20 protein-coding genes are annotated in these 26,675 nt (G+C 61.4%); 6 read left to right on the plus strand and 14 right to left on the minus strand.

The genetic code is table 11. From position 1 onward, the window contains the following. Positions 1–1,330: 1,330 nt before the first annotated feature. The 9 genes from NKI16_RS28725 to metH form a co-directional block, all read right to left on the minus strand. Positions 1,331–2,038: a GntR family transcriptional regulator gene (locus NKI16_RS28725; protein ID WP_023679429.1), complete on the minus strand. Its 708-nt coding sequence runs from the start codon at positions 2,036–2,038 to the stop codon at positions 1,331–1,333. Positions 2,039–2,144: 106 nt separating this feature from the next. Continuing rightward, on the minus strand, positions 2,145–2,924 hold the full coding sequence (locus NKI16_RS28730) for an aspartate/glutamate racemase family protein (RefSeq protein ID WP_031212558.1): 780 nt from the start codon (positions 2,922–2,924) through the stop codon (positions 2,145–2,147). Between the two features lie 11 nt (positions 2,925–2,935). Continuing rightward, positions 2,936–3,658: an ABC transporter ATP-binding protein gene (locus NKI16_RS28735; RefSeq protein WP_023679427.1), complete on the minus strand. Its 723-nt coding sequence runs from the start codon at positions 3,656–3,658 to the stop codon at positions 2,936–2,938. After that, positions 3,655–4,434, minus strand: a complete 780-nt coding sequence (locus tag NKI16_RS28740) for an ABC transporter ATP-binding protein (protein ID WP_023679426.1) — start codon at positions 4,432–4,434, stop codon at positions 3,655–3,657. The genes NKI16_RS28735 and NKI16_RS28740 overlap by 4 nt, the downstream gene beginning before the upstream one ends. Before the next feature lie 3 nt (positions 4,435–4,437). Beyond that, positions 4,438–5,412: a branched-chain amino acid ABC transporter permease gene (locus NKI16_RS28745; protein WP_023679425.1), complete on the minus strand. Its 975-nt coding sequence runs from the start codon at positions 5,410–5,412 to the stop codon at positions 4,438–4,440. Positions 5,413–5,419: 7 nt separating this feature from the next. After that, positions 5,420–6,286 (minus strand): branched-chain amino acid ABC transporter permease, encoded by an 867-nt coding sequence (locus tag NKI16_RS28750; RefSeq protein WP_023679424.1) that lies wholly within the window; start codon positions 6,284–6,286, stop codon positions 5,420–5,422. An 83-nt stretch (positions 6,287–6,369) separates the two neighbouring features. After that, positions 6,370–7,572, minus strand: coding sequence for an ABC transporter substrate-binding protein (locus tag NKI16_RS28755; RefSeq protein WP_352924035.1), 1,203 nt, complete (start codon positions 7,570–7,572; stop codon positions 6,370–6,372). A gap of 640 nt (positions 7,573–8,212) precedes the next feature. Beyond that, positions 8,213–9,739: an FAD-dependent oxidoreductase gene (locus NKI16_RS28760; protein ID WP_031212556.1), complete on the minus strand. Its 1,527-nt coding sequence runs from the start codon at positions 9,737–9,739 to the stop codon at positions 8,213–8,215. Between the two features lie 730 nt (positions 9,740–10,469). After that, positions 10,470–14,279, minus strand: a complete 3,810-nt coding sequence (gene metH / locus NKI16_RS28765; RefSeq protein WP_036239289.1) for a methionine synthase — start codon at positions 14,277–14,279, stop codon at positions 10,470–10,472. A gap of 856 nt (positions 14,280–15,135) precedes the next feature. On the opposite strand from metH, the gene NKI16_RS28770 reads away from it, so the two are divergent. The 6 genes from NKI16_RS28770 to NKI16_RS28795 all read left to right on the plus strand — a co-directional run bounded on the left by NKI16_RS28770 (position 15,136) and on the right by NKI16_RS28795 (position 21,605). After that, a complete protein-coding gene (locus NKI16_RS28770) occupies positions 15,136–16,020 on the plus strand; it encodes a sugar phosphate isomerase/epimerase family protein (protein ID WP_023679418.1) in 885 nt (294 codons plus the stop codon). Positions 16,021–16,271: 251 nt separating this feature from the next. Further along, entirely contained in the window at positions 16,272–17,504 is a 1,233-nt protein-coding gene (locus tag NKI16_RS28775) for an ROK family transcriptional regulator (RefSeq protein WP_352622014.1), read from the plus strand. A gap of 251 nt (positions 17,505–17,755) precedes the next feature. Beyond that, positions 17,756–18,757: a tagatose kinase gene (locus tag NKI16_RS28780; protein ID WP_352622016.1), complete on the plus strand. Its 1,002-nt coding sequence runs from the start codon at positions 17,756–17,758 to the stop codon at positions 18,755–18,757. Then, complete coding sequence (locus tag NKI16_RS28785) at positions 18,754–20,067, plus strand: D-tagatose-bisphosphate aldolase, class II, non-catalytic subunit (RefSeq protein ID WP_352641053.1); 1,314 nt, start codon at positions 18,754–18,756, stop codon at positions 20,065–20,067. Before NKI16_RS28780 ends, NKI16_RS28785 begins: the two co-directional genes overlap by 4 nt. Then, positions 20,064–20,792, plus strand: coding sequence for an SDR family oxidoreductase (locus NKI16_RS28790; RefSeq protein ID WP_352569006.1), 729 nt, complete (start codon positions 20,064–20,066; stop codon positions 20,790–20,792). Before NKI16_RS28785 ends, NKI16_RS28790 begins: the two co-directional genes overlap by 4 nt. A gap of 39 nt (positions 20,793–20,831) precedes the next feature. Beyond that, positions 20,832–21,605, plus strand: a complete 774-nt coding sequence (locus NKI16_RS28795) for an SDR family NAD(P)-dependent oxidoreductase (RefSeq protein ID WP_352569005.1) — start codon at positions 20,832–20,834, stop codon at positions 21,603–21,605. Positions 21,606–22,040: 435 nt separating this feature from the next. On the opposite strand, the gene NKI16_RS28800 is transcribed toward NKI16_RS28795, so the two are convergent. The 5 genes from NKI16_RS28800 to NKI16_RS28820 are packed head-to-tail and all read right to left on the minus strand — an operon-like array spanning position 22,041 to position 26,524. Further along, entirely contained in the window at positions 22,041–23,078 is a 1,038-nt protein-coding gene (locus NKI16_RS28800) for an ROK family protein (protein ID WP_352457866.1), read from the minus strand. Continuing rightward, positions 23,078–23,800, minus strand: coding sequence for a ribulose-phosphate 3-epimerase (locus NKI16_RS28805; RefSeq protein ID WP_352524746.1), 723 nt, complete (start codon positions 23,798–23,800; stop codon positions 23,078–23,080). Before NKI16_RS28805 ends, NKI16_RS28800 begins: the two co-directional genes overlap by 1 nt. After that, complete coding sequence (locus NKI16_RS28810) at positions 23,797–24,630, minus strand: alpha/beta fold hydrolase (RefSeq protein WP_352622019.1); 834 nt, start codon at positions 24,628–24,630, stop codon at positions 23,797–23,799. The genes NKI16_RS28805 and NKI16_RS28810 overlap by 4 nt, the downstream gene beginning before the upstream one ends. Beyond that, positions 24,630–25,448, minus strand: coding sequence for a sugar phosphate isomerase/epimerase family protein (locus NKI16_RS28815; RefSeq protein WP_352457864.1), 819 nt, complete (start codon positions 25,446–25,448; stop codon positions 24,630–24,632). The genes NKI16_RS28810 and NKI16_RS28815 overlap by 1 nt, the downstream gene beginning before the upstream one ends. Next, positions 25,448–26,524: a Gfo/Idh/MocA family protein gene (locus NKI16_RS28820; protein ID WP_352457863.1), complete on the minus strand. Its 1,077-nt coding sequence runs from the start codon at positions 26,522–26,524 to the stop codon at positions 25,448–25,450. The genes NKI16_RS28815 and NKI16_RS28820 overlap by 1 nt, the downstream gene beginning before the upstream one ends. Between the last annotated feature and the right edge of the window lie 151 nt (positions 26,525–26,675).

Genomic DNA, 26,675 nt, shown 5'->3' on the forward strand with positions numbered 1-26,675 from the left:
ACCCGCCTAATTGCACGTCGTTGCCGCCGATTGCCGTACGCATCGCTGAAGGGTCTTTTGAAGCCGGGAGTGTTGAGCTACCTGTGACGGGTGCCATCAACGAGACGGAGAAAATCGACGAACGGGCCCAAAATCATTTCGCTAAAAGTCACGGATTTACCCGACAGCGCTCAATTCAAACCCGAAGAATTAAGCGTAACATATTGATATGTAATAATATGGTGGGCCCGGAGGATGTACCAAGATTGTTGATTTCATTGGCTTTTTCGTGGGCCAAAGTCGGAAATCTTCCCGTATCGTTCCGTATGGTACCGCGACAGCCAGACAGTCGAACATCGCGGCCCTATCCCGCGGGCTGCCGAACATGTCACAACCGCTTCGTCAGCACCAAATGGCACAGCGCGCGCCAGTATTCCGCGGCCGCCCGGTGAGGCATCATGAGAAGCTTCTTGCAGCACTTGATAAGCGCGACAGCGCCGAGGCGCGCGCAGCGATCGTCAACGACATAGCAGATGCGGCAGCCCGAATTAAGCTGCATGGCGGACTAGCTTGAGGCCCTGTTTGGGAACTGCCACACGGTAGCTCCCATAGCCCACCTTCACGAGCAAGCTTTCCTTGCACATGCGGGCGAGGTAGCAGCGAGGAACGCCGATGTCGGTCAGGTCTTTTGTCCGGACTTCGCCGTTCTCAAGAGCGAGCGAGACGGCGCGTTCCCTCAATGTCGGCTTTGGGCCACCGGCAAGCCGGATCCGCTCGGCGCGGTCGCGATCACGCTTCCGCATCCTGACGGAGGGCTCTGGCGTAGCTTTGAGGGCAATCTGCAACACATAAGTTCGCGGTTTCGTTCAGCACGGCGAGCCCCGCCTTTTCTACGCCATGACACGATGCTGCGCGCCGGCATCCGATGTTTCCCTACGCTACGATCCGCTTCGATCCTGCCCGCTCACTCTCGGTCATTCTGTCCGCAAAAAAGTCCACCACTTCAGTCATTTAGCCTCTTCAATTGGAGTAATCGCGTCACATCGAGGTAAGCCTGCGCAGGGACCGAACCTTTCCCTTCATTGAAGTGCCCTCTTCCCAAGCTTAGTCAATGAAGCAATTGGGGGCGGAATACATCTGGGCACTGGACTTGGTCGGCGACCTGAACTACCGCCATCTCACGAGCCTGGACTATGCTAGCGCGGAGCGCGCTTGCCAATCCGCTTCTTTCGATCCGTTTCCTTGGGCGTCACTCCACTGCATCAAGCGCCGAAAACTCGTGAGACCATAATCCGGGCAGCGCCGGCAATTGGCGCTGTTCGGGTACAGCAGTGCTGTGTCCTCTCCTGTTCTACGGACGAAGCAAATCCGAGAGGTTGTCTGACTTTTCTATTTTGTCTGTGAGGTCGAGCCCCGACAGGAGGGCGACCAGATGGCTGGTCATCAGGTCGGCCGCTTGGGAACTACGCCCTGCTTCGATTGCATCGACCAGAGCGTGATGGGCGTGTTTCTCACAGGTCGCGTCGCGCCGTTTCCAGTAGAGTGCGATGATGAGAGAAGAATGAGAGACAAGGTCGCGAACGAATTTGGTGAACACCGAATGTGCAGCGATTTCGGCGACGCCTACGTGGAAACGTGCCGACAGCATGATCGCCTCACTGTCCCGGCCGGCGTGAAGTGCTTCATGCTCCCTCTCGAGATGCTGCCGCAACTGCGCAATGTCGGATGGCACTGCTGCCTTCGCGGCAAGCCAAGCCACCTTTGGTTCAATCAGCGCTCGTGCCTCGAATACCTCTCGCGCTTCCACCGTCGATGGCTGGGCCACGAAGGCGCCGCGGTTTGGCTCCAGCCGCGCCAACCGGTCATGAGCCAGAGCTTGCAGGGCGGCACGAATGACGGTTCGGCTCACCGAATAGATCGACGCCAGCTCATCTTCCGGCAGCTTGGTGCCAGGGGCGAGACGGTGGCTGACGATGGCATCTCTCAGACCATAGTAAATCGGCGACCAGCGGGCTGCCGGTTTTTCGTCGCGGTCTTCTTCTCTGAGCACTGTCAACATGCTTCTCAACGCGCAGGCACGATACTGCCTGATTCATCCCAAACAGCTCAACGGTCGATGCAATCTAGTATCGCTTACGTGGCGGTCAATCCCGGGACATAGTATCTCAATTTGTGGGGCCAGGCGCGTTCTGGGTCGGCGGTATAGCTGCCGCAGCGCCCGCCGGAGACAGCGATTCATAGATGCCCGAAAACCGTTTGCCGCGGGGAGCAGCGTAGCCACCAATCTTCGATGTCCTCAGACCGACTCTGAAAAGGCTCTCTGCCAAGGTGACCGCGCAGGCGACACCGTCGAGTACGGGAACGCCGTGTTCCTCCGATAGGCTGCTTGCCAGATCGGCCATGCCTGCGCAGCCAAGAACGATCGCCTCCGCCCTGTCCTCGTTGATGGCGCGCGCGATCTCGTCCGAGATTCTGGCCCTGGCGTCCGAGCCCGGCAGTTCGAGATCGAGCACGGCAACTTCCGACGACCTGACTTTCGCGCAGCGCGACGCGAGGCCGTATTTCGCCAGGTTGTGCTCGATCGCGGGGACGGAGCGGGCGAGCGTCGTCACGACGCTGAACTTGCCGGCGACGAGACTAGCGAGGTGGAAGGCGGCCTCGCCGATGCCGATGACCGGGGCCTCGGCGGCGCAACGTGCCGCGTCCAGCCCGGTATCGTCGAAACATGCGATGACATAGGCATCGATAGCGGCCGCCTTGCTCATTTCGGCGACGATACCCGGAATAGCGAAGACTTCGTCGTAATAGCCTTCGATGCTCGGCGGACCATCGCCGGGATTCACCGAGACGATTTCCGTCCCGGCAGAAGCGACGCTCGCCGCGACCTTGCCGATCTTGGCGGTCATCGATGCGGTCGTGTTGGGATTGATGACGAGTATGCGCATGCCGATCAGCCTCAAATCTCGCCGCCGAGATAAAGATGCTTGACCCGTTCGTCGGTCAGCAAATCAGCGGAGTTCCCACTCAGCGCAACGCTGCCGGTAGTCAGCGCATAGGCTCTCTGGGAAATGCGCAGCGCCATGCGTGAGTTCTGCTCGACCAGCAGAACGCTGACTTTCTCGTCGCGATTGATCGCCACGATCGAGCGGGCAAGGTCCTGGACGAGCTTGGGCGCGACGCCCAGCGACGGCTCGTCGAGCAGCAGCAGACGCGGCTTGGCCATCAGCGCGCGGCCGATGACCAGCATCTGCTGCTCGCCGCCGCTCATCGTGCCGGCGGCTTGCGAATAGCGCTCCTTGAGGCGGGGGAAGCGGCCAAGCACCATTTCCAGCGAGCCTGCGATCTCGGCCTTGTCGGATCGGGTGAAGGCGCCCATAAGGAGATTGTCCTTGACCGACATGTAAGGGAAGACACGGCGTCCCTCCGGCACCATGGCGATGCCCATCTTGACGATCGCATCGGGGGCGGCGGCGTCGATGCGCCGGCCATTGTAGTGGATCTCGCCGGACTTGATCTTGCGCAGCCCAGTAATGGCGCGAAGGATCGACGACTTGCCGGCGCCATTGGCGCCGACCAACGCGACGGTCTCCCCCTCATTGACTTCCAGCGACACGCCCTTCAGCGCGTAGACGTGATCATAGTAGAGTTGGACATCAGCAAATTTCAGGATCTGGTTCATAGCCCGATGGCCTCGTCTTCGCTGCCGAGATAAGCCTCGATCACCTTGTCATTGTTCTGGATTTCCGCTGGCGTTCCCTCGGCGATCTTCTGGCCGAAATTCAAGACGACGATGCGGTCAGAAATCTTCATTACGGCAGGCATGTCGTGCTCGACGAGAAGGATGGTGAGGCCGCGCTCGCGCAACCGTCTGACCATCGCCACCATTCTCATCGTCTCGTCGTGGTTCATCCCGGCGAAGGGCTCGTCAAGCAGCAGGATCGACGGGCTCGTGGCGAGGCCGATGGCGATGCCGAGAGCCCGCAAGTGACCGTGCGGCAAGTTTCGGGCGATTTCGCCGGCGAGCGACGACAGGCCAAGCAACGCCAGAATCTCGTCGGCTGATGCGCCAAAGGCTGCCTCGTCAGCCTTAGCCGTGCCAGTACCGAGGAAGAAGCCAAGCAGGCTCGCGGTGGAGCGCAGATGGTGAGCGATGATGACGTTGTCGCGCACGCTCATGTTTTTGAAGATCGTCGTTTCCTGAAACGTCCGGACGACGCCTTTGCGTGCGGCTATGTGCGGCGCGAGATCGGAGATGCGCTCGCCCTTTAAGCGCACTTCGCCCGATGTCGGCCTGAGGAACGACGAGATCAGCTTGAATAGCGTCGACTTGCCGGCGCCGTTGGGACCGATGACCGACAGAATCTCCTTCTCGCGCACCGAAAAGGAGATGTTGTTGACCGCGACGAGACCGCCGAAGCGTTTCGTCAGAGCCGAGACCTCAAGCAGATCGGCCATGGCTCAACCCTTCTTCCGGGTCGTGGCCGCAAGGCTGAGCAGCCCATTGGGCAGAAACAGCATCAGCACGATCATCAAGGTCGAGTAGATCAGAAGCTGGAACCGGCCAGTCTGGAACAGGAGGTCCCAGCCGAAATAAAGCACCAGCGTGCCGAGCATCGGCCCGAATACGTAGCCGAGCCCGCCGAGGAAGCAGTTCAGCATGAAGTTGACAGAGTCGGTGACCGTGAAGCTCGACGGATAGATCGACTGCGAGATGGCGGCGAAGATCGCACCGGCGACGCCGCCGAAGAAGGACGAGACGGCATAGGCTATGACGCGCAGATAGGCGATATTGACGCCGATCGACGAGGCCAGATCTTCGTTCTGCTGGAGCGACTGGCAGAGCTTGCCGACGCGCGAATGAACCAGCCGGTACACCACCGCGAAACAGACCAGCATAAGCGCGACCGCCAGCAGGTAGAAGGCCAGCCGAGAATTATGCAACGTGGCGAAATCCGGGATGATGGTGAGGCCCAGAATCGTGAGCGCCCCAGGCAGCGGGATGCTGACCATGCCCTTGGCACCGTTGGTGATCGGCAGCGCCAGCGCCAGAAGCCGCGCAACCTCGGTCAGCACCAGCGTCACCATGGCGAAGTAGACGCCGCGCAGGCGCAGGATCGGCAGGCCGATAAGCACGCTTGCGGCCGCGCAAAACAGGCCGGCGACCGGCAGCGTCAGCCAGAACGACCAGCCATAGGTCACCACAAGTATGGCCGAGACGTAGCCACCCATCAGCGCATACGCGCCCTGGCCGATATTGATCCGGCCGATGTAGAAAGTGAGCCACACGCCGGCACTGGCGATGCTAAGCAACGCCACCGAGGTGAGCGTGTAATAGAGGTCGATCCGGCCGCTGGCCGAGATCAGAACCGGCACGGCGATGAAGACGATCGCCAGAAAGGCGGCAACCGGGGCGATTTTCACGCTACGCGTCATGGCACCATCAACCCCACGGCTTGCCCATCAGCCCGTTGGGGCGGATCGACAGGAACACCATCAGCGCGGCGAAGATGACGAGGTAAGTGACGTCGCCATATTGGCGCAGCACGGTGAGGCCGACCGACTCCATCATGCCAAGGATGAAGCCGCCGGCGATCGCACCGCCGACAACGCCGGCGCCGCCGATCATCACCATCATGAAGGCCTTGATCGAGATCGGCCCGCCGATGCCGGAATTGACGCCAGTGATGGTGACCAAAAGACCGCCGACGATGCCCGCCAGCATGGCGCCCATGGCGAAGCCGATCATCGAATAGCGGTCGACCTGAACGCCCATCAATTGGGCGGCGACCCGATCCTGGGCCAGCGCCCGCATGGCTCGCCCGACCCTGCTGTACTGCATGTAGAGGACAAAGGCCGCGATGAAGACCAGTGCGAGCACGCCGACGACCATACGGTCATAGGGCATGATGATGCCGCCCTCGTTGAACACGCCCTTGACGATCTTGGGGACACCGCGCTGTTTTTCACCGAACAACAGCAGGATGACCGCGTCAAAAAAGAATGCCGTTGCCGCCGCGAGCAGCATTGTGCTTTCTTCGCGTAGACTTCGCCTGATGACAGTTCGGAAGAGGAATTTCTCCATCAGCGCGCCGACGACAGCGAGCGTCACGCCGGACGCCAGCAGCGCCACAACAAAAGGCAGCCCGAGTTGTCCATAGATTGTGTAGGTGATGAACCCGCCCAGCACATACATCTGCCCATGGGCGAAGTTGAGCACGTTCATCAAGGCAAAGATAAGCGTGAGCCCCAGTGCGATCAGTGCATATTGGGCACCGAGGTAGAATCCGTTGGCGATGACCTGTTCCATTGACGCCTTCGATCTTCCGAGGGACCCGGAACATGCTCCGGGCCCCCGGCAACGCGGGAGGAAATAACCGCAGGAACCTAACCCTAATCAACCGAGCCGACGAACAGGGTCTGGAAGGCGCCGTCCTTGTACTCATTGACAACCATCGGCACCGCGAGCTGACGCTTCTGGCCGAAAGAGGTCGTCCCAACATAGCTCAGCTTGGCGTCGCCTTTCAGGTAAGGGTTGGGAGCCGAGAAGGTGTCGATGGTCTTCTTGAACTCCTCGACATTGTCGATTGCCGCCGGATTGGCCTTCAGCGTTTCGAGGATGTATTCGAGCGCATAGACCTTGGTATTGGACTCGTCATTGTATTCGCCGAACATCTTGGTGTAGCGGTCGACGAATTCCTTCATCGTGTCGGAGGCGATTTCCGGCGTGGAGGCGCCACCGACGGAGATGAAGCCGTTGGCGTACTCGCCAGCGCCCTCCTCCAGAACCTTGGCGTCCTGCGCCGTTTCGGTCGAGATCAGGCCCTCGAAACCGAGCTCACGGGCGGCGCGGATGAGCAGCGGCGCATTGGCGGGCGCGACGCCGGATAGCACCAGCAGGTCGGGCTTCAGCGAAACGATCGGCGTGAGCACCGGCGTGAAGTCGCGCGTGTCGTTCTGATAGGTGTCGTTCTGGGCGACAATCTCGAGGCCCAACGCCTTGGCTGCCTCGACGCCACCATCGCGCTGGCTCAGCGGATCCGATTCATTGGCGGCAACGAAGGCGATCGTCTTCACCCCCTGTTTTTCCTTGAGATATTTGTAGATCGCCGGGCCCGATTGATAGTTGGCGATCATGCCGAGCACGGCATTCGAGGCAGGCTTCTGATAAAGCGCCTTCGGGAAAGCGTACGGGAAATAAATGATGCCGTTGGCCTCGGCGACCGGACGCACGGCGGCGGCACCGTCATCGACATTCGGGCCGACCACATAGTGGATGCCCTCCTGAGCCATCTTCTCCATGCCGGCGATGGCGCGCTTTGGGTCTTTCTGATCGTCGAAGGTAACGATGTTGACGTTGTAGGTGCTGTCACCGATCTTGACGCCGCCGGTTTCGTTGAGCCAGGCGGCACGCGTCTGCATTGAACGCACATTCGATGTGCCCCAGGCGGCGGCGGAGCCGCTTGTGACACCGACGAATCCGATCTTCAGTTCCTTGTTCTGGGCCTGCACGGACGGGATACCCATGGCGGCGATGGCCAGGGTCGAGACGGCGCCAAGCGCCATCGGTTTGAGAGTCGCGCGTCGGTTGATCATTCTGCATTCCCCTTCTGGTTATCGCGCTTTGTGTTTTGCTCATCGGCTGCGCGGATGCCTTAAAGGGAAACCTGGATTGGAAAATTGTCAACATTATTCTTCATTTTCGTATACAATCGTGCGCAAGGTGTGCGAAGGAACGCTTGCGGATTTAGCGTCCGATGCTGTCGTACTGTCCACCACCCGCACCCTCGTCGCGCTATGCCGACGTCGATTTGCCGTCGAGGAGACCAACAGGGTCTCTTGCGACTCTCCCGCCCGGAGCGGCGGCGACTCTGATTTCCGCCTAGGTAGAGAGGAAGAGGTGGCGAAGCCGAGCGAACGCAGCGCGCGGATTAGGTCGCGAGCGATTGCAGAACGCCGGGGTCGGGAGGAGATGCTGCGGCTGACGTCCATCGGAACGAGCGAAGCGACGGGTCGTCAACGTTCTCAAGGAGATGATACCGCTGAGATTGCTGTTCGCTTCGTTTCCGACCTGGCCAGCGTTACACGCTCGGCCCAATGATGCGATCGTTGCTGGCGATCCCCAGGAGATCATTAAGGTGATCGATGCGTGGACGTTCGCCTGTGATATCCTCGAGGAAGCGCAATTGGATGTTGATCGCCACGGAAGGCGGATAACAGCTTGCACTTCGCTAGGTCATTGGCGCTCCATTTCCACCTCTGTCTCTAGACTTTCGATGTCGCGGGAGATCGAAGCGACAGCCAGCGTGCGCCCTTTGCGCTTGAAGCGCAGCAGGCAATCTTTGGCAATGATGTCTCCATCGACCGCGATCTCGTCCCATTGTCCGGCATGACCGACATAGTTGATGGGAATATCGTAATGCTGGCTCCAAAAGAACGGCACGGCGACGAATTTCTCGCGATGGCCGAGTATGTTGAGTGCTGCGGTTTGCCCCTGCCTCTCTGCTACCACCCAATGCTCGACCCGAATGTTCTCGCCAGTGTGAGGATCGGGCCACCGCGCAATGTCACCGGCGGCGAAGATCCCTGGCGCGCTCGTCTCCAGAAACGCGTTCACGACGACCCCGTCGTCAACGGTCAGCCCTGCCTTCTCGGCAAGCCCAGTCCGCGGTCGCACGCCGATGCCGACGACGACGAAATCTGCCGTCAACGTATTGCCACTACTTAGTTTCACGTTGGTGCCGTCGATGCTGCTCGCGGTATCTTCGAGACGGAATAAGACACCATTCTGCTCATGGAGGGCGCGGATGAAGTCGCCCATTTGCGGACCAAGGACCCGCTCCATGGGCCGTCTCTCCGGTGCCACGACATGAACTTCGATGTCGCGCAAGCGCAGGGCCGCGGCAACTTCCAGGCCAATGAAACTGGCGCCAAGCACGACGGCGCGGCGCGCAGTCGTGGCTCGCTCGATGATCGCCTTGCAATCTGCGAGCGAGCGCAGCGTGTGAACCTGTGGCTGGTCGGCGCCGGGGATAGTGAGGCGGACCGGTTCGGCTCCGGTCGCAAGCAGCAGCCTGTCATAGGGGGTCCGGGCGCCATCAGCGAGTACAACCTCGCCAGAACGTGCATCGATGCTGACGACGTCCGCATTGAGATGCAGATCGATATCGTTCTTTGAGTAGAAGCTCTCCCGGCGGAGCGGGATCCAATCCTCCGGTGCTTTGCCGGCGAGGTAATCTTTGGAAAGATTGGGCCGATCAACGGGTGGCGCTTCGTCGTTGCTGAGCATGACGATGCTGCCATGATAGTGTTCGCGCCGCAGTTTTTCGGCCGCTGCGAAACCGGCCGCGCCGCCGCCGACAATGACGATATTCTCGGGAACCTGGCCGGAGCCTCTATCGCGCTGCTTCGGTGCCGTCCGCTTGCGCTTCTCGCCCACAAATATCCGTTCATCGCGTAGTTCCACCGACCAGCATGCGATTGGATTGAAGGCGGGGGCATGCAAGGCCTCGCCAGTGCGCAAATCGAAGCACGCGTGATGCCACGGACACCGGACAGTATCCCCCACCACAAGACCGTCGACGAGCGGCCCACCGTAATGTGTACATGCCGCCCCGATGGCGAAGACCTCAGCCCCGCGGCGCACCAGCAGTACCTGCTCGTTGCCACAATGGCCGACGAACTTGCCGCCATCGGGAAGATCGGCGAACGCGACGCCCTGGACCAGATCCGGCCCTTCTAATTTGGAATGACCTTCAGCCATTTTCTTCTCCCTTGGCGATACAGTGTCAAATCGCCTGGACGGCTAAGAAGCGGGAAATCTTCAGGTCCGCCGGCCTCGGAATACTTTCCGCCTGGCTAGTGCGCCTTCAGGTGCCCGACACCGCTTGTGCCCAAACGTCCGACCACATCATTTGTTGCCAGTGGGCGGCATGCACGCTTGAATTTCCGATCTCGTGCCCTTCGGCGACGAGCTTGCGGCAGCGCCTTTGTCGTCCTTGTGGGTCTGAAGGCCGTGCGCAGCCTAATAGATCGTCTGGCGTGAGGCGCGGCCCGCCAATCGAGCCAGCTTTGGGATGGACCTATCTATGGCGCGTGTAGGGAATGGGGTAAAATAAGCCGACAGCGGGCTCCGAAGGGTCGCAGTTGTTGTGAGTCTCAACGGTCGGAAAGTGCGAGCCAAGTTCAGATGTGTGAGCAGGGATTTGCATAAGTTCGTCCGTTGACTGGAAGACTGCACGAATGCGCCACGCTCGCGCAGCAAATCGATCGGCAGTCCTCGGGAGCCTACCATAAATCAATAAAATCAACGCGATACACCGTGGTTCGCCAATATTGACTTGGCCAACCAAACCAAAATATGATGCTAAGTCATTGATAAATAACGACAATGGTGGGCCCGGAGGATGCGCCAAAAACATTGATTTCATTGGCGCGCCCGGCAAGGCTTGAATACAGGACGAATTCCACTTTGAAGCTGGTACGCCGACAATCTATTCAGCGGCCTCAGCGACCTGCACTGGGATGTAATTCAGGATGGGCCCGAGCCACTGCTCGACCTCCGAAATTGACATGTCTTTGCGCCGTGCATAGTCCTCCACCTGATCGCGCTCGATCTTGGCCACCCCGAAATAATAGCTTTCCGGATGGGCGAGATAGATGCCGGAGACCGACGAGCCGGGCCACATGGCATAGCTTTCGGTCAAGGTGACCCCTGCGTTGCGTTCGCCGTCGAGCAGCCTGAACAGCGTCGCCTTCTCGGTATGGTCGGGCTGCGCCGGATAGCCGGGCGCCGGCCTGATGCCGCAATAGGGTTCGCCGATCAGATCCTCCGGGGCCAGGTTCTCGTCCGGCGCATAGCCCCACAACTCTTTTCGGACACGCTCGTGCAGCCGCTCGGCGAAGGCTTCGGCGAAGCGGTCGGCGAGCGCCTTCACCATTATCGAGGAATAATCGTCATTGGCCCGCTCGAAGCGCTCGGCGATCGCCACTTCCTCGATGCCGGCGGTCACGATGAAGCCGCCGAGATAATCCGCCTTGCCACTTTCGAGCGGCGCGACGAAATCCGACAGGGCGACGTTGGCCTTGCCGTCGCGCTTGGTCAGTTGCTGGCGCAGCGTGAAGAAGGTCGCCAGCTCTTGCGAACGCGTGTCGTCGGTGAAAAGCCTGATGTCGTCGCCGACGGCATTGGCCGGCCAGAAGCCGATCACGCCCTTCGGTGCGAACCATTGTTCCGCGATGATCTGCTTCAGCACCGCTTGTGCATCCTCGAACAGCTGGCGCGCCGCCGGCCCCTGTGCCTCGTCTTCGAGAATCTTCGGATAGCGCCCCCTCATCTCCCAGGTCTGGAAGAACGGCGTCCAGTCGATGTAGCGGGCGAGTTCGGCGAGGTCCCAGGTCTCGAAAACCTTCAGCCCAAGGAAGGAGGGGTTTTGCGGGACATAGCCCGACCAGTCGATCTTGTGGGCGTTTGCCCTTGCCCTGGCGAGCGGAAGGCGCAGCTTGTCGGCTTCACTACGCGCATGCGCGTCCGCCACCTTGCGGTACTCGGCGCGTACCATATCGACATAGTCGCCCTTTGCCTGGTGGGACAGCAATGACGAGACGACGCCAACGGCGCGGCTGGCATCTGTGACGTAGACCGTCTGGCCGCGCTCATAGCGCGGGTGGATCTTGACCGCCGTGTGAACGCGGCTGGTCGTCGCCCCGCCAATCAGCAACGGAATGTCGAAACCTTCGCGCTCCATTTCGGAGGCGACATGCGCCATCTCGTCGAGCGACGGCGTGATCAGGCCGGAGAGGCCGATGATGTCGACGTTTTGCTCGCGCGCCGTCCGCAGAATCTTAGTCGCTGGCACCATGACGCCTAGATCGATGATCTCGTAGTTGTTGCAGGCGAGCACGACGCCGACGATGTTCTTGCCGATGTCATGGACGTCGCCCTTGACCGTCGCCATCAGGATTTTTCCGGCGGTCTGGCGTTCGCCGGTGTCGATGCCGTTGGCGGCGTTGGCCAGCTTCTCGGCTTCCATGTGCGGCAGCAGCCCGGCGACCGCCTGTTTCATCACGCGCGCGGACTTGACCACTTGCGGGAGGAACATCTTTCCGGCACCGAACAGGTCGCCGACGACGTTCATGCCGGCCATCAGCGGGCCCTCGATGACATGGAGCGGCCGCTCGGCGGCAAGCCGCGCCTCGTCGGTATCGGCGTCGATGAACTCGGTGATGCCATTGACCAGCGCATGCGAAATGCGCTTGTCGACAGTCCACTCCCGCCAGGCGAGATCGCGTTCCTTGGCCTCCTTGCCGGCGGTTCCCTTGAAGCGCTCGGCAAGTTCCAGCATCCGCTCGGTGGCGCTGCCGCCGCCCGCCGGCTGGCGGTTGTTGACGACGTCCTCGCAGGCTTCGCGCAGTTCCGGATCGATCGATTCGTAGACTGCAAGTTGGCCGGCATTGACGATGCCCATGTCCATGCCGGCCTGGATGGCGTGGTAGAGGAACACGGCATGCATGGCCTCGCGCACCGGTTCGTTGCCGCGAAACGAGAAGGACAGGTTCGAGACGCCACCCGAAATGTGGACGTGAGGTAGGGTCTGGATGATTTCCCGCGTCGCCTCGATGAAGTCGACCCCGTAATTGTTGTGCTCGTCGATGCCGGTGGCGATGGCGAAGATGTTCGGGTCGAAAACGATGTCTTCCGGCGGGAAGCCGGCCTGCTCGGTCAGGAGCTTGTAAGCGCGGGTGCAGATGGCGACTTTTCGCGCCTGCGTGTCCGCCTGGCCTTCCTCGTCGAACGCCATGACGACGACCGCCGCGCCATACGCGCGGACGAGTTTCGCATGGTGGAGAAAAGCTTCCTCGCCTTCCTTCATCGAGATGGAATTGACCAGCGGCTTGCCCTGCACGCATTTCAAGCCAGCCTCGATGATCTCCCATTTCGAACTGTCGATCATCACCGGCACGCGGGCGATATCCGGCTCGGCGGCGATCAGGTTGAAATACTCGACCATCGCCTTCTTCGAATCGATCAGGCCCTCGTCCATGTTGATGTCGATGATCTGGGCACCGTTGGAGACCTGATCGCGCGCGATGTCGAGGGCGGCAGGGTAGTCGCCGGCGGTGATCAGTTTCCTGAATTTCGCCGAGCCGGTGACGTTGGTGCGCTCGCCGACATTGACGAACGGAATTTCCTTGGTGAGCGTGAAGGGTTCCAGACCTGACAGGCGCATTTTGCGCTCGATCTCCGGAATGGCGCGCGGCGGATATTTCCTCACTGCCGCTGCGATGGCGCGGATGTGATCCGGCGTCGAGCCGCAGCAGCCGCCGACGACATTGACCAGTCCCTCGCGCGCAAAACCCTCGATCTGCGCCGCCATGAATTCCGGGCTCTCGTCGTAGCGGCCGAACTCGTTGGGCAGGCCGGCATTGGGATAGGCACAGGTGAAGGTGTTGGCGACGCCGGAAATCTCGGCGACATGTGCGCGCATGGCGTTGGCGCCGAGCGCGCAGTTGAGGCCGACCGTGAACGGACTGGCGTGGCGGATCGAATGCCAGAAGGCCGTCGGTGTCTGGCCCGACAGCGTGCGGCCCGACAGGTCAGTGATCGTGCCTGAGATCATGACCGGAAGATGCACGCCCTTTTCGAGGAAGATCTCGTTGCAGGCGAAGATCGCCGCCTTGGCGTTCAGCGTGTCGAAGATCGTCTCGATCAGGATGATGTCGGCGCCGCCGTCGATCAGGCCGCGCAACTGCTCGCCATAGGCGATGCGCAGATCGTCGAAGTTGACGGCGCGATAGCCGGGGTTGTTGACGTCCGGCGACATCGAGGCGGTGCGGTTGGTCGGTCCCAGCGCGCCGGCGACGAAGCGTCGCTTGCCGTCTTCCTGTTGGGCGCGAATGCACGCCCGCCGCACCAGACGGGCACCGTCCCGGTTCAGGTCATAGACCGCATCCTCCATGCCGTAATCGGCCTGGGCGATCGACGTGGAGGAGAAGGTGTTGGTCTCGATGATGTCGGCGCCGGCAATCGCGTACTGGTAGTGGATTTCCTCGATCGCTTTCGGCTGCGTCAGGATCAGCAGGTCGTTGTTGCCCTGTTGATGGCAGGCGCAGCCGACGAACTTGTCGCCGCGGAACTGTTCCTCGTTGAAGCCATGCCCCTGGATCTGCGTGCCCATCGCGCCGTCGAGGATAAGGATTCGTTCGCGCGCGGCCGATTCCAAGGCAGAACGAATCTCCGATCCATCCGCCTTGGCGACAACGGGTCCGAAAAGGGAATCCAAGGAGGATTCAGAATGCACCACGGTGAGCCTCGGCTTCCAAGATCATACACCGTGACATAAACATATCTTTATGTCAAAATATGATGTGCTCATTGTAACCTTTGATACGTCATGGCAGGCATCACGCTGGTCGTTAGCCCCACTGCCAATGCGGCAAGGCCTATTCCGAGTTCATGTCTCATCTTTCACTCCTCCAAAGAATCTTGAATGTCAGTCCGTCATTTCGCAGTCATGGCAATGTTCCTTCTCGCCAGACCGGAAACCTCCTGGCCATCAAAGGCATTGTGGGGGCCCCGCCTCCGCGATTTCCTCCAATCGGCCCGGTGGCGCCTCCCGGCTTGATCCAAATTTAAGACGCCAACGCACGGGCACTGGCCCTATGAAGATTCATCGCTTTTCGTGCCCGCACCCGAGCAGAAAACTCCCCTCAGGTGCCGGCCTTGGGAGGCAACATTTTCTGCTGTTTCGAATTGCCGGCTTGGTCTCAACTCACGGACCGAGTTGGCCATATTCATGCGAACGAGCACAGAAGAGCGCTATCAGCCCATCTGTCGCGAAGAGCGGAGAAATTGGATCAGGGCAAGTTAATTTCCTCCTCCACGTTTCGCTGGTTGGCAGCGTTATATGTTGTTCTTGGCCACAAATTAAACGGTACGGGAATTCTGTCAAGCCAAAAAACCCGCCGAGGCAACGGCCCCGGGATTCCGCGTATTATCCTCTGCATATTTGCGTGAATGATGCTCGATCCGGTTAGGAGTTGCCGCGCGCACAAGCATTGGTTGCGCCGTCGAGGACCTTGACATTTGTCACGATGGGGGCATTTTTGTTGTCATTGTCAACATTTATAGAGTCGCCAGTACCCAGGAGGAAACAGCCGATGCGCAGATTGGGCATTCATTCGTTCGTATGGACCGGCGGTGGCACTCAGGCCATGCTTGAAGAAGCGATGGAGAATTCGGCTGCGTGCGGTTACCGGCTGATCGAGTTTGCGTATCTTCAACCCGAAAAGTTCGACATCCATCGCCTCGCCAAGAAGGCTCAGTCGTTAGATCTCGAAATCGCCCTCACCATGGGCCTGCCCTTGGGCGCCGATGTGTCGAGCGAGGACGGCGCTGTCGTGAAGGCAGGTGAGGAATTACTCGCGAATGCAGTCGCGGCGGTGCGGGACATCGGCGGCACCAAGCTCGGGGGCATTCTCTATTCCGCGCATACGAAATACTCGACAATGCCGAGTGATCGCGGCCGCAAGAACAGCATTGCAGCCATTGCCAAGACGGCTGACGCAGCAAAGAAGGCCGGCGTCGATCTGGTCCTGGAGGTCGTCAACCGGTTCGAGACGAATCTCTTGAACACGGCGGCTCAGGGCCTCGACTTCATCAAGGCGACCGGCTCCGATCACGTCACGCTCCATCTCGACACGTTTCATATGAACATCGAAGAGGCCAATCCAGCGGCGGCCATTCGTCTGGCCGGCGACAAGATCGGCTATTTTCACATCGGCGAAAGCAATCGCGGCTACCTCGGCGATGGAGTGATCGATTTCGATCGCATCTTCGACGCGCTGCTAGACATCGGCTATAACCGCGACATCACCTTTGAATCGTTCTCCAGCGCCGTGGTCGATGAGGGTCTGTCCCTCGCATGCGCCATATGGCGCGACACCTGGACCGAGAACATGCCGTTGGCAAAGCACGCCAAGGCCTTCATCGACCTGAAAATGCAAGAGGCGGTTCGTCGGCGAACGACGAATGCCCGTCCATAAGTCGAGGATAATCTGATTATGCGGCAGTGCGGACCCTCTGCCTAAGGCGCCCTGCTCCGCGGTCTTCAGCGCTGTAGTGCTGCGGTTTTTTCGCTGTTCATCGGCAGCCTCGGATCCGTGAGACAGAAGCTTCGGGGGATGCGCGTTCAATAAGATCGCGCCAGTTGCTGCACGCCTGCGCGGCGTGTACCAAGTGAGCGCGTTGTGGTTGCGTTCGGCTTGCGGACCGCAGGTAACCTGGAGAGACCTAAGTGAATGACCCGGCGCTGACCGCCAGTTCAAATCGCAGGATTCGACAAAACAATGAAGTGGCGGCTCTAAGAGCCCTTCATCAATTTGGACGTCTCACTCGAGCCGAACTCGCGCGCAAGTTACGGCTTAACCGCTCTTCGTCGGGGCATATCATCGCGAGCCTGACGGCTGACGGTCTGGTGCGCGAAGCAATTGAGGATCTGCCTGAACAAGCGGGCTATGCCCGAGCCGGCCGTCCCGGCATCATGCTGGAGCTTGTGCCGGATGCTATTTTCTTCCTTGGGGTCGAGATCGGTGTCGAGCATATCAGTACGGTAGAGATCGATCTTGGAACCAATATCGTTTCGACGAATGTGGAACCGTTTGATGGTCCGTCGATCAACGTAGAGGCCGCGGTCGACCGCGCCGTGAGGCTGGCTCTCCAATCTATTCCTGTGTCAAAACTGGAGCGATGTGAAGGCGTTGGCGTATCAACCCCGGCGCAAATGGATAAGAATGGCTTCGTCCACTTTGCGCCGCTTCTCGGCTGGCGAAATGTTCACCTTGCAAAGCTGGTGAGAGACGCCCTGCCGATTCGTGTTCCGGTCCTTGCCGAGAACGATGCCAACGCATTCGCGATCGGCGCGACTTACGGGCGCAGCGAGGTGCATTCCGGCGTCACGCTTTTTCTCGTTATGGAGAGCGGTGTCGGCGGCGGCATTATCGTTGACGGCAGCCTTTTTCGCGGCGCCAACGGGCTGGCGGGGGAGATTGGGCACTTGATTATCAGCGACGCGCCAGGCCCGCGCCGCAATCTCGAACAACTAATCGGCCTTGAAAACATTATGGCCGATTATCGCAAGACCTCCGCCCTCAGTGATCCGACATTCGGCAACTTCCTTTCCGATGTCCAAAACCGGTTGCCCAGCGCCGTCTCAACAGCCGAGGACTGGGCAAGGGCTTTGGCAATAGGCCTGGTGCAGACTTGCCGAATCATCGACGCCGACAAGATCGTGCTAGGCGGTTCGGTCGCCGCACTCTATCCCTTGATGGCTGCCAGGGTCGCTGCACACATCCATGCCATACAGGAATCCAGTTTCCCGCTCCCATCGATCACAATGAATGATGAAGGAACTGTCGGTTCCGCTTTCGGTGCGGCCTGCATGTTACACCAGCGATATTTGTCTCTGCAAAGTCAGCGTTTCGCCGACGGTACGGCGGAACTCGAAGGGGCAGAGGAAGACGAAGGCTAATATCAGGTTCGGCACTGCGAACCGATGCTGCTGCTACCTGTCTGATCGCGATTTAGAACGCCATTGTGGCGTGTCCGTCTCGATTGATTAATATGTTGCATAAAGCTACAAACACAATTAATGTAGCCTCTGGGAGGAGCATCGCGCATTCCCATCGTGGCCGTCTCGGGTTGTCGTTCGCTGTGGAGCGAGCGGCCGCAACCTCCAGGCGCGTGCTCCAGTCAAAAGATGTGCGCTAGCCGAGTTGTATGATGCCCGCAGATGCGATTTTAAGTCAGACCAAGCTCGCACCCGACGCACTAGGGCCGACGGTGGTCATCGGCGAGATCCTGGTGGAGATCATGGCTAAAAGTCGCGGCGACGGCTTTCTCGAGCCGATAGAGCTTATCGGACCCTTTCCCAGCGGCGCGCCGGCGATTTTCATCGATCAATGCGCCAAGATCGGCGGGTCGGCGGCAATTGTCGCCTCGGTCGGCGATGACGATTTCGGCCGCATCAACATCGAACGGCTCCGGTCTGACGGCGTGGACGTATCGGCCATCTCGGTCAGCCAGGATTATCCGACCGGAAGCGCGTTTGTTCGCTATCGCAATGACGGCTCGCGCGACTTTGTCTTCAACATCGGAAAATCGGCGGCGGCCCTGGTGAGCCTGACGGTTGAAGCGAAGGCGCTCTTCGAGCGGGCTGGACACCTCCACGTCATGGGTAGCGCTTTTGCCATCCCGGGTATCTGGGAGACGATGGATTATGCCATCGGCGTCATCAAGCGGCGCGGCGGCTCCGTTTCACTTGACCCGAACTTGCGCAAGGAATTGCTCGGGCTCGGGCAGACGCAGGAGCGCTTCGCCAAGCTCGTCGATGTCGCCGACCTTATCCTGCCCTCCGGCGACGAATTGTTCATGGCAGCTGGAGTTGATGGTGAATCTGCCGCGGTCATCGCGCTCTTTGGGCGCAGTGTGACAGAGATTGCGCTTAAACGCGGCGAACACGGATCAACATTCTTCGGTGCTGACAGCTCGCGGATTGATTGCTCGGCGTTCAGGGTTGCGGAAATTGATCCGACGGGCGCTGGCGACTGTTTCGGCGGCGCTTACGTCGCTTGCCGCCGTCTCGGCATGCCTGTGTTCAAAGCCCTAGAGTATGCCAATGCCGCGGGCGCCCGCAACGTTACTATTCAAGGTCCGATGGAAGGTGCCGCCTCGCGTCGGCAGCTTGACGAATTCATCGCCGTGACCCCGAGAAACGCTCGATGACCGGTCTCCTCAAAAGCCTGGCGGCGGCGCGGCGCAATGGTTCGCCGATAGGCGTCACGTCTGTCTGCTCAGCGCATCCATTGGTCATTCGGGCAGCAGCGCGCAATGCTGCACGCTTCTCCGACATGCTTGTGATCGAAGCAACCTGCAACCAGGTCAACCAGTTCGGTGGCTACACCGGAATGCTGCCCAGCGATTTTGTTCGTCTCGTCCAGCACATATCGGCAGAAGAAAAGCTTCCGATGGAAAGGATCATCTTCGGTGGGGATCACCTTGGGCCAAATCCGTGGCGCGGGGAACATGCCGGCGCAGCGATGGCGAAGGCAGAAGAGATGGTCACGGCGTACGTGTCCGCCGGCTTTCGAAAGATCCACCTCGATGCTTCGATGGGATGCGCCGGCGAGCCTGCCGCGCTCGACGACGCCAGAACGGCGGAGCGTGCAGCGCGGCTGGCCTTGGCGGCAGAGCACGCGGCGCGCGCCGCAGGAGATGAGGCCCCGGTCTACATCATCGGCACCGAGGTGCCGACGCCCGGCGGCGCCAACCATGCAATCAGCGACATTGAGCCGACCAGCGTAGCGGCGGCGACGCACACGATCGATGTTCATCGCGACCTGTTCCTGAAGCAAGGCTTGGCCGATGCGTTCTCACGCGTCATCGCACTGGTGGTCCAGCCCGGTGTGGAGTTTGGCAATGAGAATGTGGTTCTTTACGATTCCGCCAGGGCACGCGGGCTGACGCGGCTGCTCGAGCAGGAGCCTAGCCTGGTCTACGAGGCGCATTCAACCGACTACCAGGGACGAACATATTTGCGCCAATTGGTCGAGGACGGCTTCCCGATCCTGAAAGTGGGGCCGGAATTGACCTTCGTCCTGCGCGAGGCGCTCTACGCGCTGGACCTTATCGCGACCGATCTTTTGCCGGACTACGGAGCCCGTCCACTCTATCAGGCCATGGAGCGATTGATGCTGGCCAAACCCGGCAATTGGCAGGGCCACTATCACGGCTCGGAAGCCGAACAGCGCATCCAGCGCCATTACTCGTTCTCGGACCGCATCCGGTATTACTGGAACCAGCCGGAGGCGGAAGCAGCGGTCGCGAGCCTGACCGCGGCCCTGCACGGCAAGACGGTGCCGCTCACGCTGTTTCGCCAGCATCTGCCCGCATTCGAGGCGTTTGCAGGCAAACCGCTCGAGCCTACCTCGTTACTGATCGCCTCGATCCAGCGCAGCCTGGACGAGTACCGCTTCGCCTGCACGGGCGAGGCACTCAACACCGAAAGCAACCCGACGGCTGGAGGACGAAGATGAGCGAACAACTCTCTGGAAAGGTCATTGCAATCACGGGCGCGGCATCGGGTATCGGCCTTGCTTGTGTCCGTGGTTGTCTCGATGCTGGCGCGCGGGTGGTCCTGATCGACTATGCGGATGAGAAACTGCGCAGCCTGGCTGCTGATCTCGGCGAGAACGCGATTCCTTTGAGGGTGGATCTCACCAATCCGGAAAGCGTGGCAGGCATGATGCCCGGCATTCTGGACAAGGTCGGTCACCTCGACGCCTTCCATGCCAATGCCGGCGCCTATATCGGCGGCGATTTCATTGATGGTGATCCGGACGCCTTTGACGGGATGCTGAACCTGAACGTCAATGCCGTATTCCGAACGGTCCATGCGGTCCTGCCGCACATGATCGAGCGGGGCACGGGAGACATTGTCGTCACCAGTTCCGTTGCCGGCCATACCGCAATACCATGGGAGCCGATCTACACCGCTTCCAAGCACGCAGTTCAAGCGTTCGTCCATGCGCTGAGGCGACAGGTGGCGAAGCACGGCATCCGTGTCGGCGCGATCGCCCCCGGACCGGTACTGACGCCCCTCGTCGCCGACTGGCCGAAGGAGAACCTCGACCGGGCGATGGCGGCCGGAAATCTGTTTGAGCCGAAGGAAATTGCCGAAGTCCTGCTGTTCATGCTGACCCGGCCGAGAACGGTGACAATTCGCGATATCGTCATTCTGCCGACCAACTTCGACATTTGACACGTAGCGTCTCGGCATCGAAATTCGGGGAGGTAGGCCATGTATCAAGCGCGCTTCAGGGTGGACAACGAGATCGCCGTGGTGACCGGCGGAGGCAGAGGTATTGGCCTCGCATGCGCCGAAGCGTTGGGCGAGTCCGGAGCGCATGTGGTCATCATAGAGCCCGACGAGCAGATCGGCAGTGCTGGCAGGGATGCACTGACTGCGAAAGGCTACTCGGCCGAGCTGATGCTCGGTGACGTCACTTCGTCAACAAGGATGAGCGAGATTGCTGACACGCTCGCCACTCGGGGCACGCCGGCTTCGATTCTCGTCAACAATGCCGGCGTCGGCAGCAGCGGCATTTCGTCGGAAGATATCAGTGATGAACTCTGGCTGTGGATGATGAACGTCAACATCAACGGCGTCTTCTGGTGCTCGCGCGCTTTCGGCCGCCACATGATCGCGGCCGGCCGCGGCTCAATCGTCAATCTGGGTTCCATGTCGGGCACGATCTGCAACCGGCCGCAGCCGCAAACACCTTACAATGTCTCCAAGGCGGCCGTGCATCACATGACCCGCTCGATCGCCGCCGAATGGGCGCCTCATGGCGTGCGGGTTAACGCGGTGGCGCCAACCTACATCGAAACGCCGATGGTCCTGGCGATTCCGGAAAACGCGCCGCGTATAGAAGCGTGGTTGCGAGACACGCCAATGGGCCGCATGGGCCAGGCGCACGAAGTCGCCAGCGCTGTCCTGTTCCTCGCTTCCGACGCGGCCAGTTTGATGACCGGAGCCGTCGTACCCGTCGATGGGGGATTTACGTGCTGGTAGGACCGTAGCAGCCAAGAGTTTCCTCCCGGTCACTTCTCTCACCGAAGCTCGAGCTCGAGAAGGTGGATGCGGCTTCGGCCGCCGGCACATCGCCTTAGGTAACCTCGGCGCCGATCGCAGCCAGCGCGAACCACGTCGAAATCCTTGTCCCCAACCAACAGTCGAGCCGCCCGCCAGGCACCGCCGACCAATGTAGATCGGCAATCTGTCAGCAAAATTAATGACGCCTCCGCACGGGCGACGCTGGCCGAGCCCTGCTTCGAACGGTCATGCCGCCGCTGGGCAGTTCGCAGTCTCGCCGCGACTACCAGAAGGCTTGTATGCGCCCATTGCGATGGCGCGCACCTCCAGCGGTGTAGTCGAGCAGAGTCGCCTGGTCGTGGACTAATGACCTCGACGGATCTGTAGGATTTGCGCACGCCGCTCAGCTTGAGCTCAGCCATGGCTTGCCTCCCGGGCACCGGCACGTTTGGTCGTGTCGTTGTTGTTTTCGTCATCTTGCGCCATCGCCAGCGGCGCGCCTGGTTCGCCTTCCCACAGGATCAGGCTGGCGGCGCCGATCAGTCCGGCCTGATTGCCGAGTTGCGCCGGCACGATGGGTACGTCCCGGTAGGCGGGCATCGCCCGCTGCTCGACGACCGCCCTGATGCTTGGAGCCAAGAGGTCGAAACCGTTGGCGAGACCGCCACCCATTACGATCAGGTCCGGCGAATAGAGATGAAGCAGATTGGTGAAGCCGATGCCCAGCCAATTCGCCTCCGCCTCGATGAGTGTGCGCGCGCGCCCGTCGCCTGCACGCGCGGCATCGACCACGTGCCTGGCCGAGATGTCGCCGTCGGCCGAAAGGCGCCGCAGCAGCGAGCCGTCGCCCGGCGCCGTCAGCGCCGTGGCGCGCCGCCCGAGCGCGGTTCCGGAGGCGACCGCCTCGAAGCAGCCGACGGCGCCGCAGAAGCAGCGGTCTCCTTCGCCGGTGATGGTCATGTGGCCGATCTCGGCCGCCAGCCCGCGCCGGCCATGATAGACGTGACCCTCGGCAACGACGCCACCGCCAATGCCAGTCGACACGGTGACGAACACCATCGACCCGGTGCCACGCCCGGCGCCGAAGCGCCATTCGCCGAGTGCTGCGGCATTGGCGTCGTTCTCCAGCCGCACCGGCAGACCGAAATACTTGCCGAGAATGTCGATCAAGGGCACATCGTGCCAGCCAGCCAGTGTCGGCGGTGCGATCACGATCCCGGCCTTGGGGTCGAGCGGCCCCGGTGCGCCGACGCCGATGCCGGCAACCTTGGCCTGTGGGTGCTGTGTCAGAAGGTCCCCGGCCAGCGCGATGATCTGGCCGATCACCGCTTCCGATCCCGCGATCGCCATCGTCGGGGCCGAAACATGGGCGATCACGTGGCCGCCGCTCTCGACCAGCGCGCCGCGCAGCTCCGTTCCGCCGAGATCGAAGGCAAGCGCAACCTTTGTCATCAGGCGGCAATCTCCAGCCCATGCAGCCAGGCCATGCGCTGCGCAAGGTCGGGGTCGCCGAATGCCAGCGATCCGAGCACCACGGTTTCGGCGCCGGCGGCGCGCAGGCGGGGCACCGTTTCGTGGCGGATGCCGCCATCGGCAGCCAAGATGATTTCGTTCTCGCGACCTGCTTTTCGCATCAGCGCCCGTGCCTCGATCAGGCGCGGGCCGGCCTGGTCGGACAGGCTCTGGCCCTTGACGCCGATGGATGTGCCGAGAAGCGTCACGAAAGCCACCTGCGACAGGAAAGGTTTGACCGCGGCCACCGGCGTTTCCAGTCTCAGCACCACCCCGGCCTCGACGCCGAGCTCACGCGCCAGCCGCACGGCGCGTAGGCCGGCCTCGCCGTTTTCCGCATGGACGCTGACAAGATCGGCGCCGGCCTCGATGAATTGGCGCGTCTGCTCCTCGACGATCTCCGCTTCAACCATCAAATGCACATGGATCGGCTTTGCCGTCAGCATGGCAATCCGCGCCACCAGGTCCGGAAAGAACAGGAAGCCGGGGGTGAAGCGGGCGTCCGCGACGTCGATGTGGTGGAGGTCGACAAACGGATCTATGCGCTTCAGGTCGCGCTCCATATTGGCGAGGTCGGCCGACCACAGCGAAAACTCGCCGAGCAACCGGTTGCGCGGAAGGGCGGCGATGGCAGCGGGGCCGGACAGGGATTTGGTCGTCATAACGGGACAAGGCTCCGGATGTTGAAGTGAGCGCGAAGGAAGGTCGTGATCTCAGCCTGCAGCTCGGCGAAATGCCTGACGCTGTCGAGCGCCTTGGGAGAGATTTCCGCAAAGGTTGCGCCGGGGATCGCCGTGGCAAGCGTGCGCGCAGCCGGCAGCGGATGCACCGCATCCATGGCGTTGCCGATGACCAGCGTGGGGACGCCAAGGGCAGCGGCGTTGCTTTCAGAAACGCCCGGTCCGTCGGCGGCGATGTCGGCGAGGACCTGCGCGAATGGCGCGGCGTCCGGCCGGTCGAAATAGCCGAATAATGAGGCGAGATTGTCGGGCGCGTGGCGCTGCAGGCGCTCGGCGGTTTCCGATTGCGCGAAGATCGTCCTGGCCTTGTCGGGGCCGTGGTCGAGGATGAGGCCGGCGACCTCGGCGATCGGCCGCAGGTTCACCGGCGCGCTGTCGAAAATCCAGGCCGGGCGCACAAGCAGCAGACCCGCGATGCGGTCCGGGTGGCGACAGGCAAGGCGCAAGGCAATGGCGGCGCCCATGGAAACGCCGCCGGCGACGAAACGGTCGAGACCGGCTTGATCGGCGGCGGCAACAACATCGTCCGCGAACATGCTCAGGGAAAACGGACGGCGGCTGCCCAGTCCGGAGGCGCCGTGCCCGCGGCATTCCAGCGTGATGCGCCGCAAGTCGGCACCGGCCGGGAAAGCCTGGGCGATTTGCGCCTCGCCGCCGCCCAGCCCATGCTGGAAGACGACGGCAAGCCCGTTGCCATTATCAGAAATCCGAAGCGTGGCGTCGTCGCTAAGCAGAGCGGCCAGGCGCGCCATCAGGTCAGCCCCATCAGGAAGCGAGCAACCCCTGGTGCCTCTTCGGCCGAGAGGCCATGCGTGACCAGCGGCCCGTCAAAGCCTGATGACTTCAGCCTGGCGACGAAATCCGGGAAATCGACGACGCCCCTGCCGGCGGTGGCAAAGCGCCCGTCGGCGAAGCGGTCCTTGGCATGCGCCATGGCGACGTGGCCGGCAGTGCGTTCGACGGCGGCGGCCACGATGGCGCTTGCTTCCTCGGGGCTCGCCTGTTCGAACAGGTTGGCCGGATCGAGCACGACGCGCAACCGCTTCGAGCCCATCTCGGCGATGAGGCGCATCGCATCCTGCGCCGAGGTTACGATGTTGGCCTGTTCGGGCTCGATGCCGAGATCGACGCCATGACGCTCGGCGAGTTGAAGCGCCTTTTCGATCTCGCCTGCCATGTCGTCCCATGCCTCACGGTCGGCGTTGTCGGGGTGATACGCCCACTGATCGTCCGCGTTGCGCGTTCCCGTGCACAGGGTGACGAGCGGAACAGCAAGGGACGCCGCGGCCTTGATGACCACGCCAAGCCGGCGCATGCCGTCGTCGCGCACCGCTTTGTCCGAATGGGCCATATTGTAGGTGCCCGACAGCGCCACCAGGGCGACGCCTGAGGCACCGGATGCTGCCGCGATGGCGCTGATGGCACCGTCAGGTACCGCATCCGGCATCGACGGCAGGCCGGCGCAGGCAAGATTGAACTGGGTGACGGCAAATCCCGCGTCGCGCACCGCCGCCAGCACGCCGGCCGGCTCGCTGCCCGGGAAGGTCCTGGCGAACACCCCGACCTGCATCAGACCGCTCCCGTGACGGCAGCGATCTCGACGCGCAGCCCGCTCTCCACCGAGCGGGCGATCGCCACCATGGCGCGGATCGAGGCGAGGCCGTCCTCGACATCGGCGCCGCGCAGCGGCGCGCCGTCGAGGACCGTGTTGGCGAGGCCTTCGAGTTGCCGCCTGAAGAAATGGCCGTCGGCGCCAAGCGGCTTTCGCGCCGTCGCATCCTTCTCGTGAAAGATGTCGACCTCGCTCGCTCGGAAATACCAGGGATTGAAGGTCTTTGCGATCACGGAGCCGTTCTCGCCATAGAGTTGAAAGCCTTCGTGCCAGTCCATGCGGACGGCGACGGTGAGGTCGAGATGGCCGAGCGCGCCATTGGCGAATTCAGTTTCGACGAACCAGCAATAGGCGCCGAAACGCTCATTGAGGCGGGCGCGCACCGCGACAATCTCGCCGCAGAGGAAGCGTGCTGTATCGACAAGGTGCGAGCCGTGCGCGAGCATGAAATACTGCCTGAGGTCGGCCTTCGGATTGCCGGCCGGCTTCTTTGCCAGCTTGCTGGTGACGGGCAGCGGCTGCACCGCGTCGGTGTTGGTGTAGCGATGCGTGGAATCGCAATACCAGGCCTTCAGCGCCAGGATTTCGCCCATCTCGTCGCGGACGAAATCGCGCGCCGCTTCCAGTGCCGGGTCGAAGCGCTTCATATGTCCGACCTGCAGCACCTTGCCGGAGCGCTTAACCGCATCGGCGAGCGTCTCACCTTCCTCGACCGAGACGCCGATCGGCTTCTCGCACAGCACGTGCTTGCCGGCCTCGAGCGCCTTGATCGACATCGCAACGTGATAGGCGTCCGAGGTCGCAACGATCACCGCTTCCAGCTCAGGGTCGGCGAGCATCTCATCGTAGTCGCCATACATTTTTTCGGGCTCATAAGTCGCGCCCATGCGCGCCAGCAGGTCGGGAGCGGCATCGCAGATCGCATAGAGGTCGGCATTCCTGGCTTTCACGCAGGATTCCAGATGGGCAAATTGCGCGATCGGCCCGCAGCCGAGCACACCGACACGTAGGCGACGGTCTTGCTTGCGGATCATGGTCTCTTCCTCAGGCGCCGTAGCCGCGCATCGTCTGGCGGTTGGTCTTGACCGCGGGCGCCCGGGCGGCGGGGCGGGGGGGGGGGTTCGGGTGCCGCCCCCCCCCGCCCGGGTAGCGGGGGGCGGGCCAGGGCGGGTGGGGACCCCCCCC

Source organism: Mesorhizobium sp. M0698 (assembly GCF_040320455.1).
Taxonomy (GTDB): domain Bacteria; phylum Pseudomonadota; class Alphaproteobacteria; order Rhizobiales; family Rhizobiaceae; genus Mesorhizobium.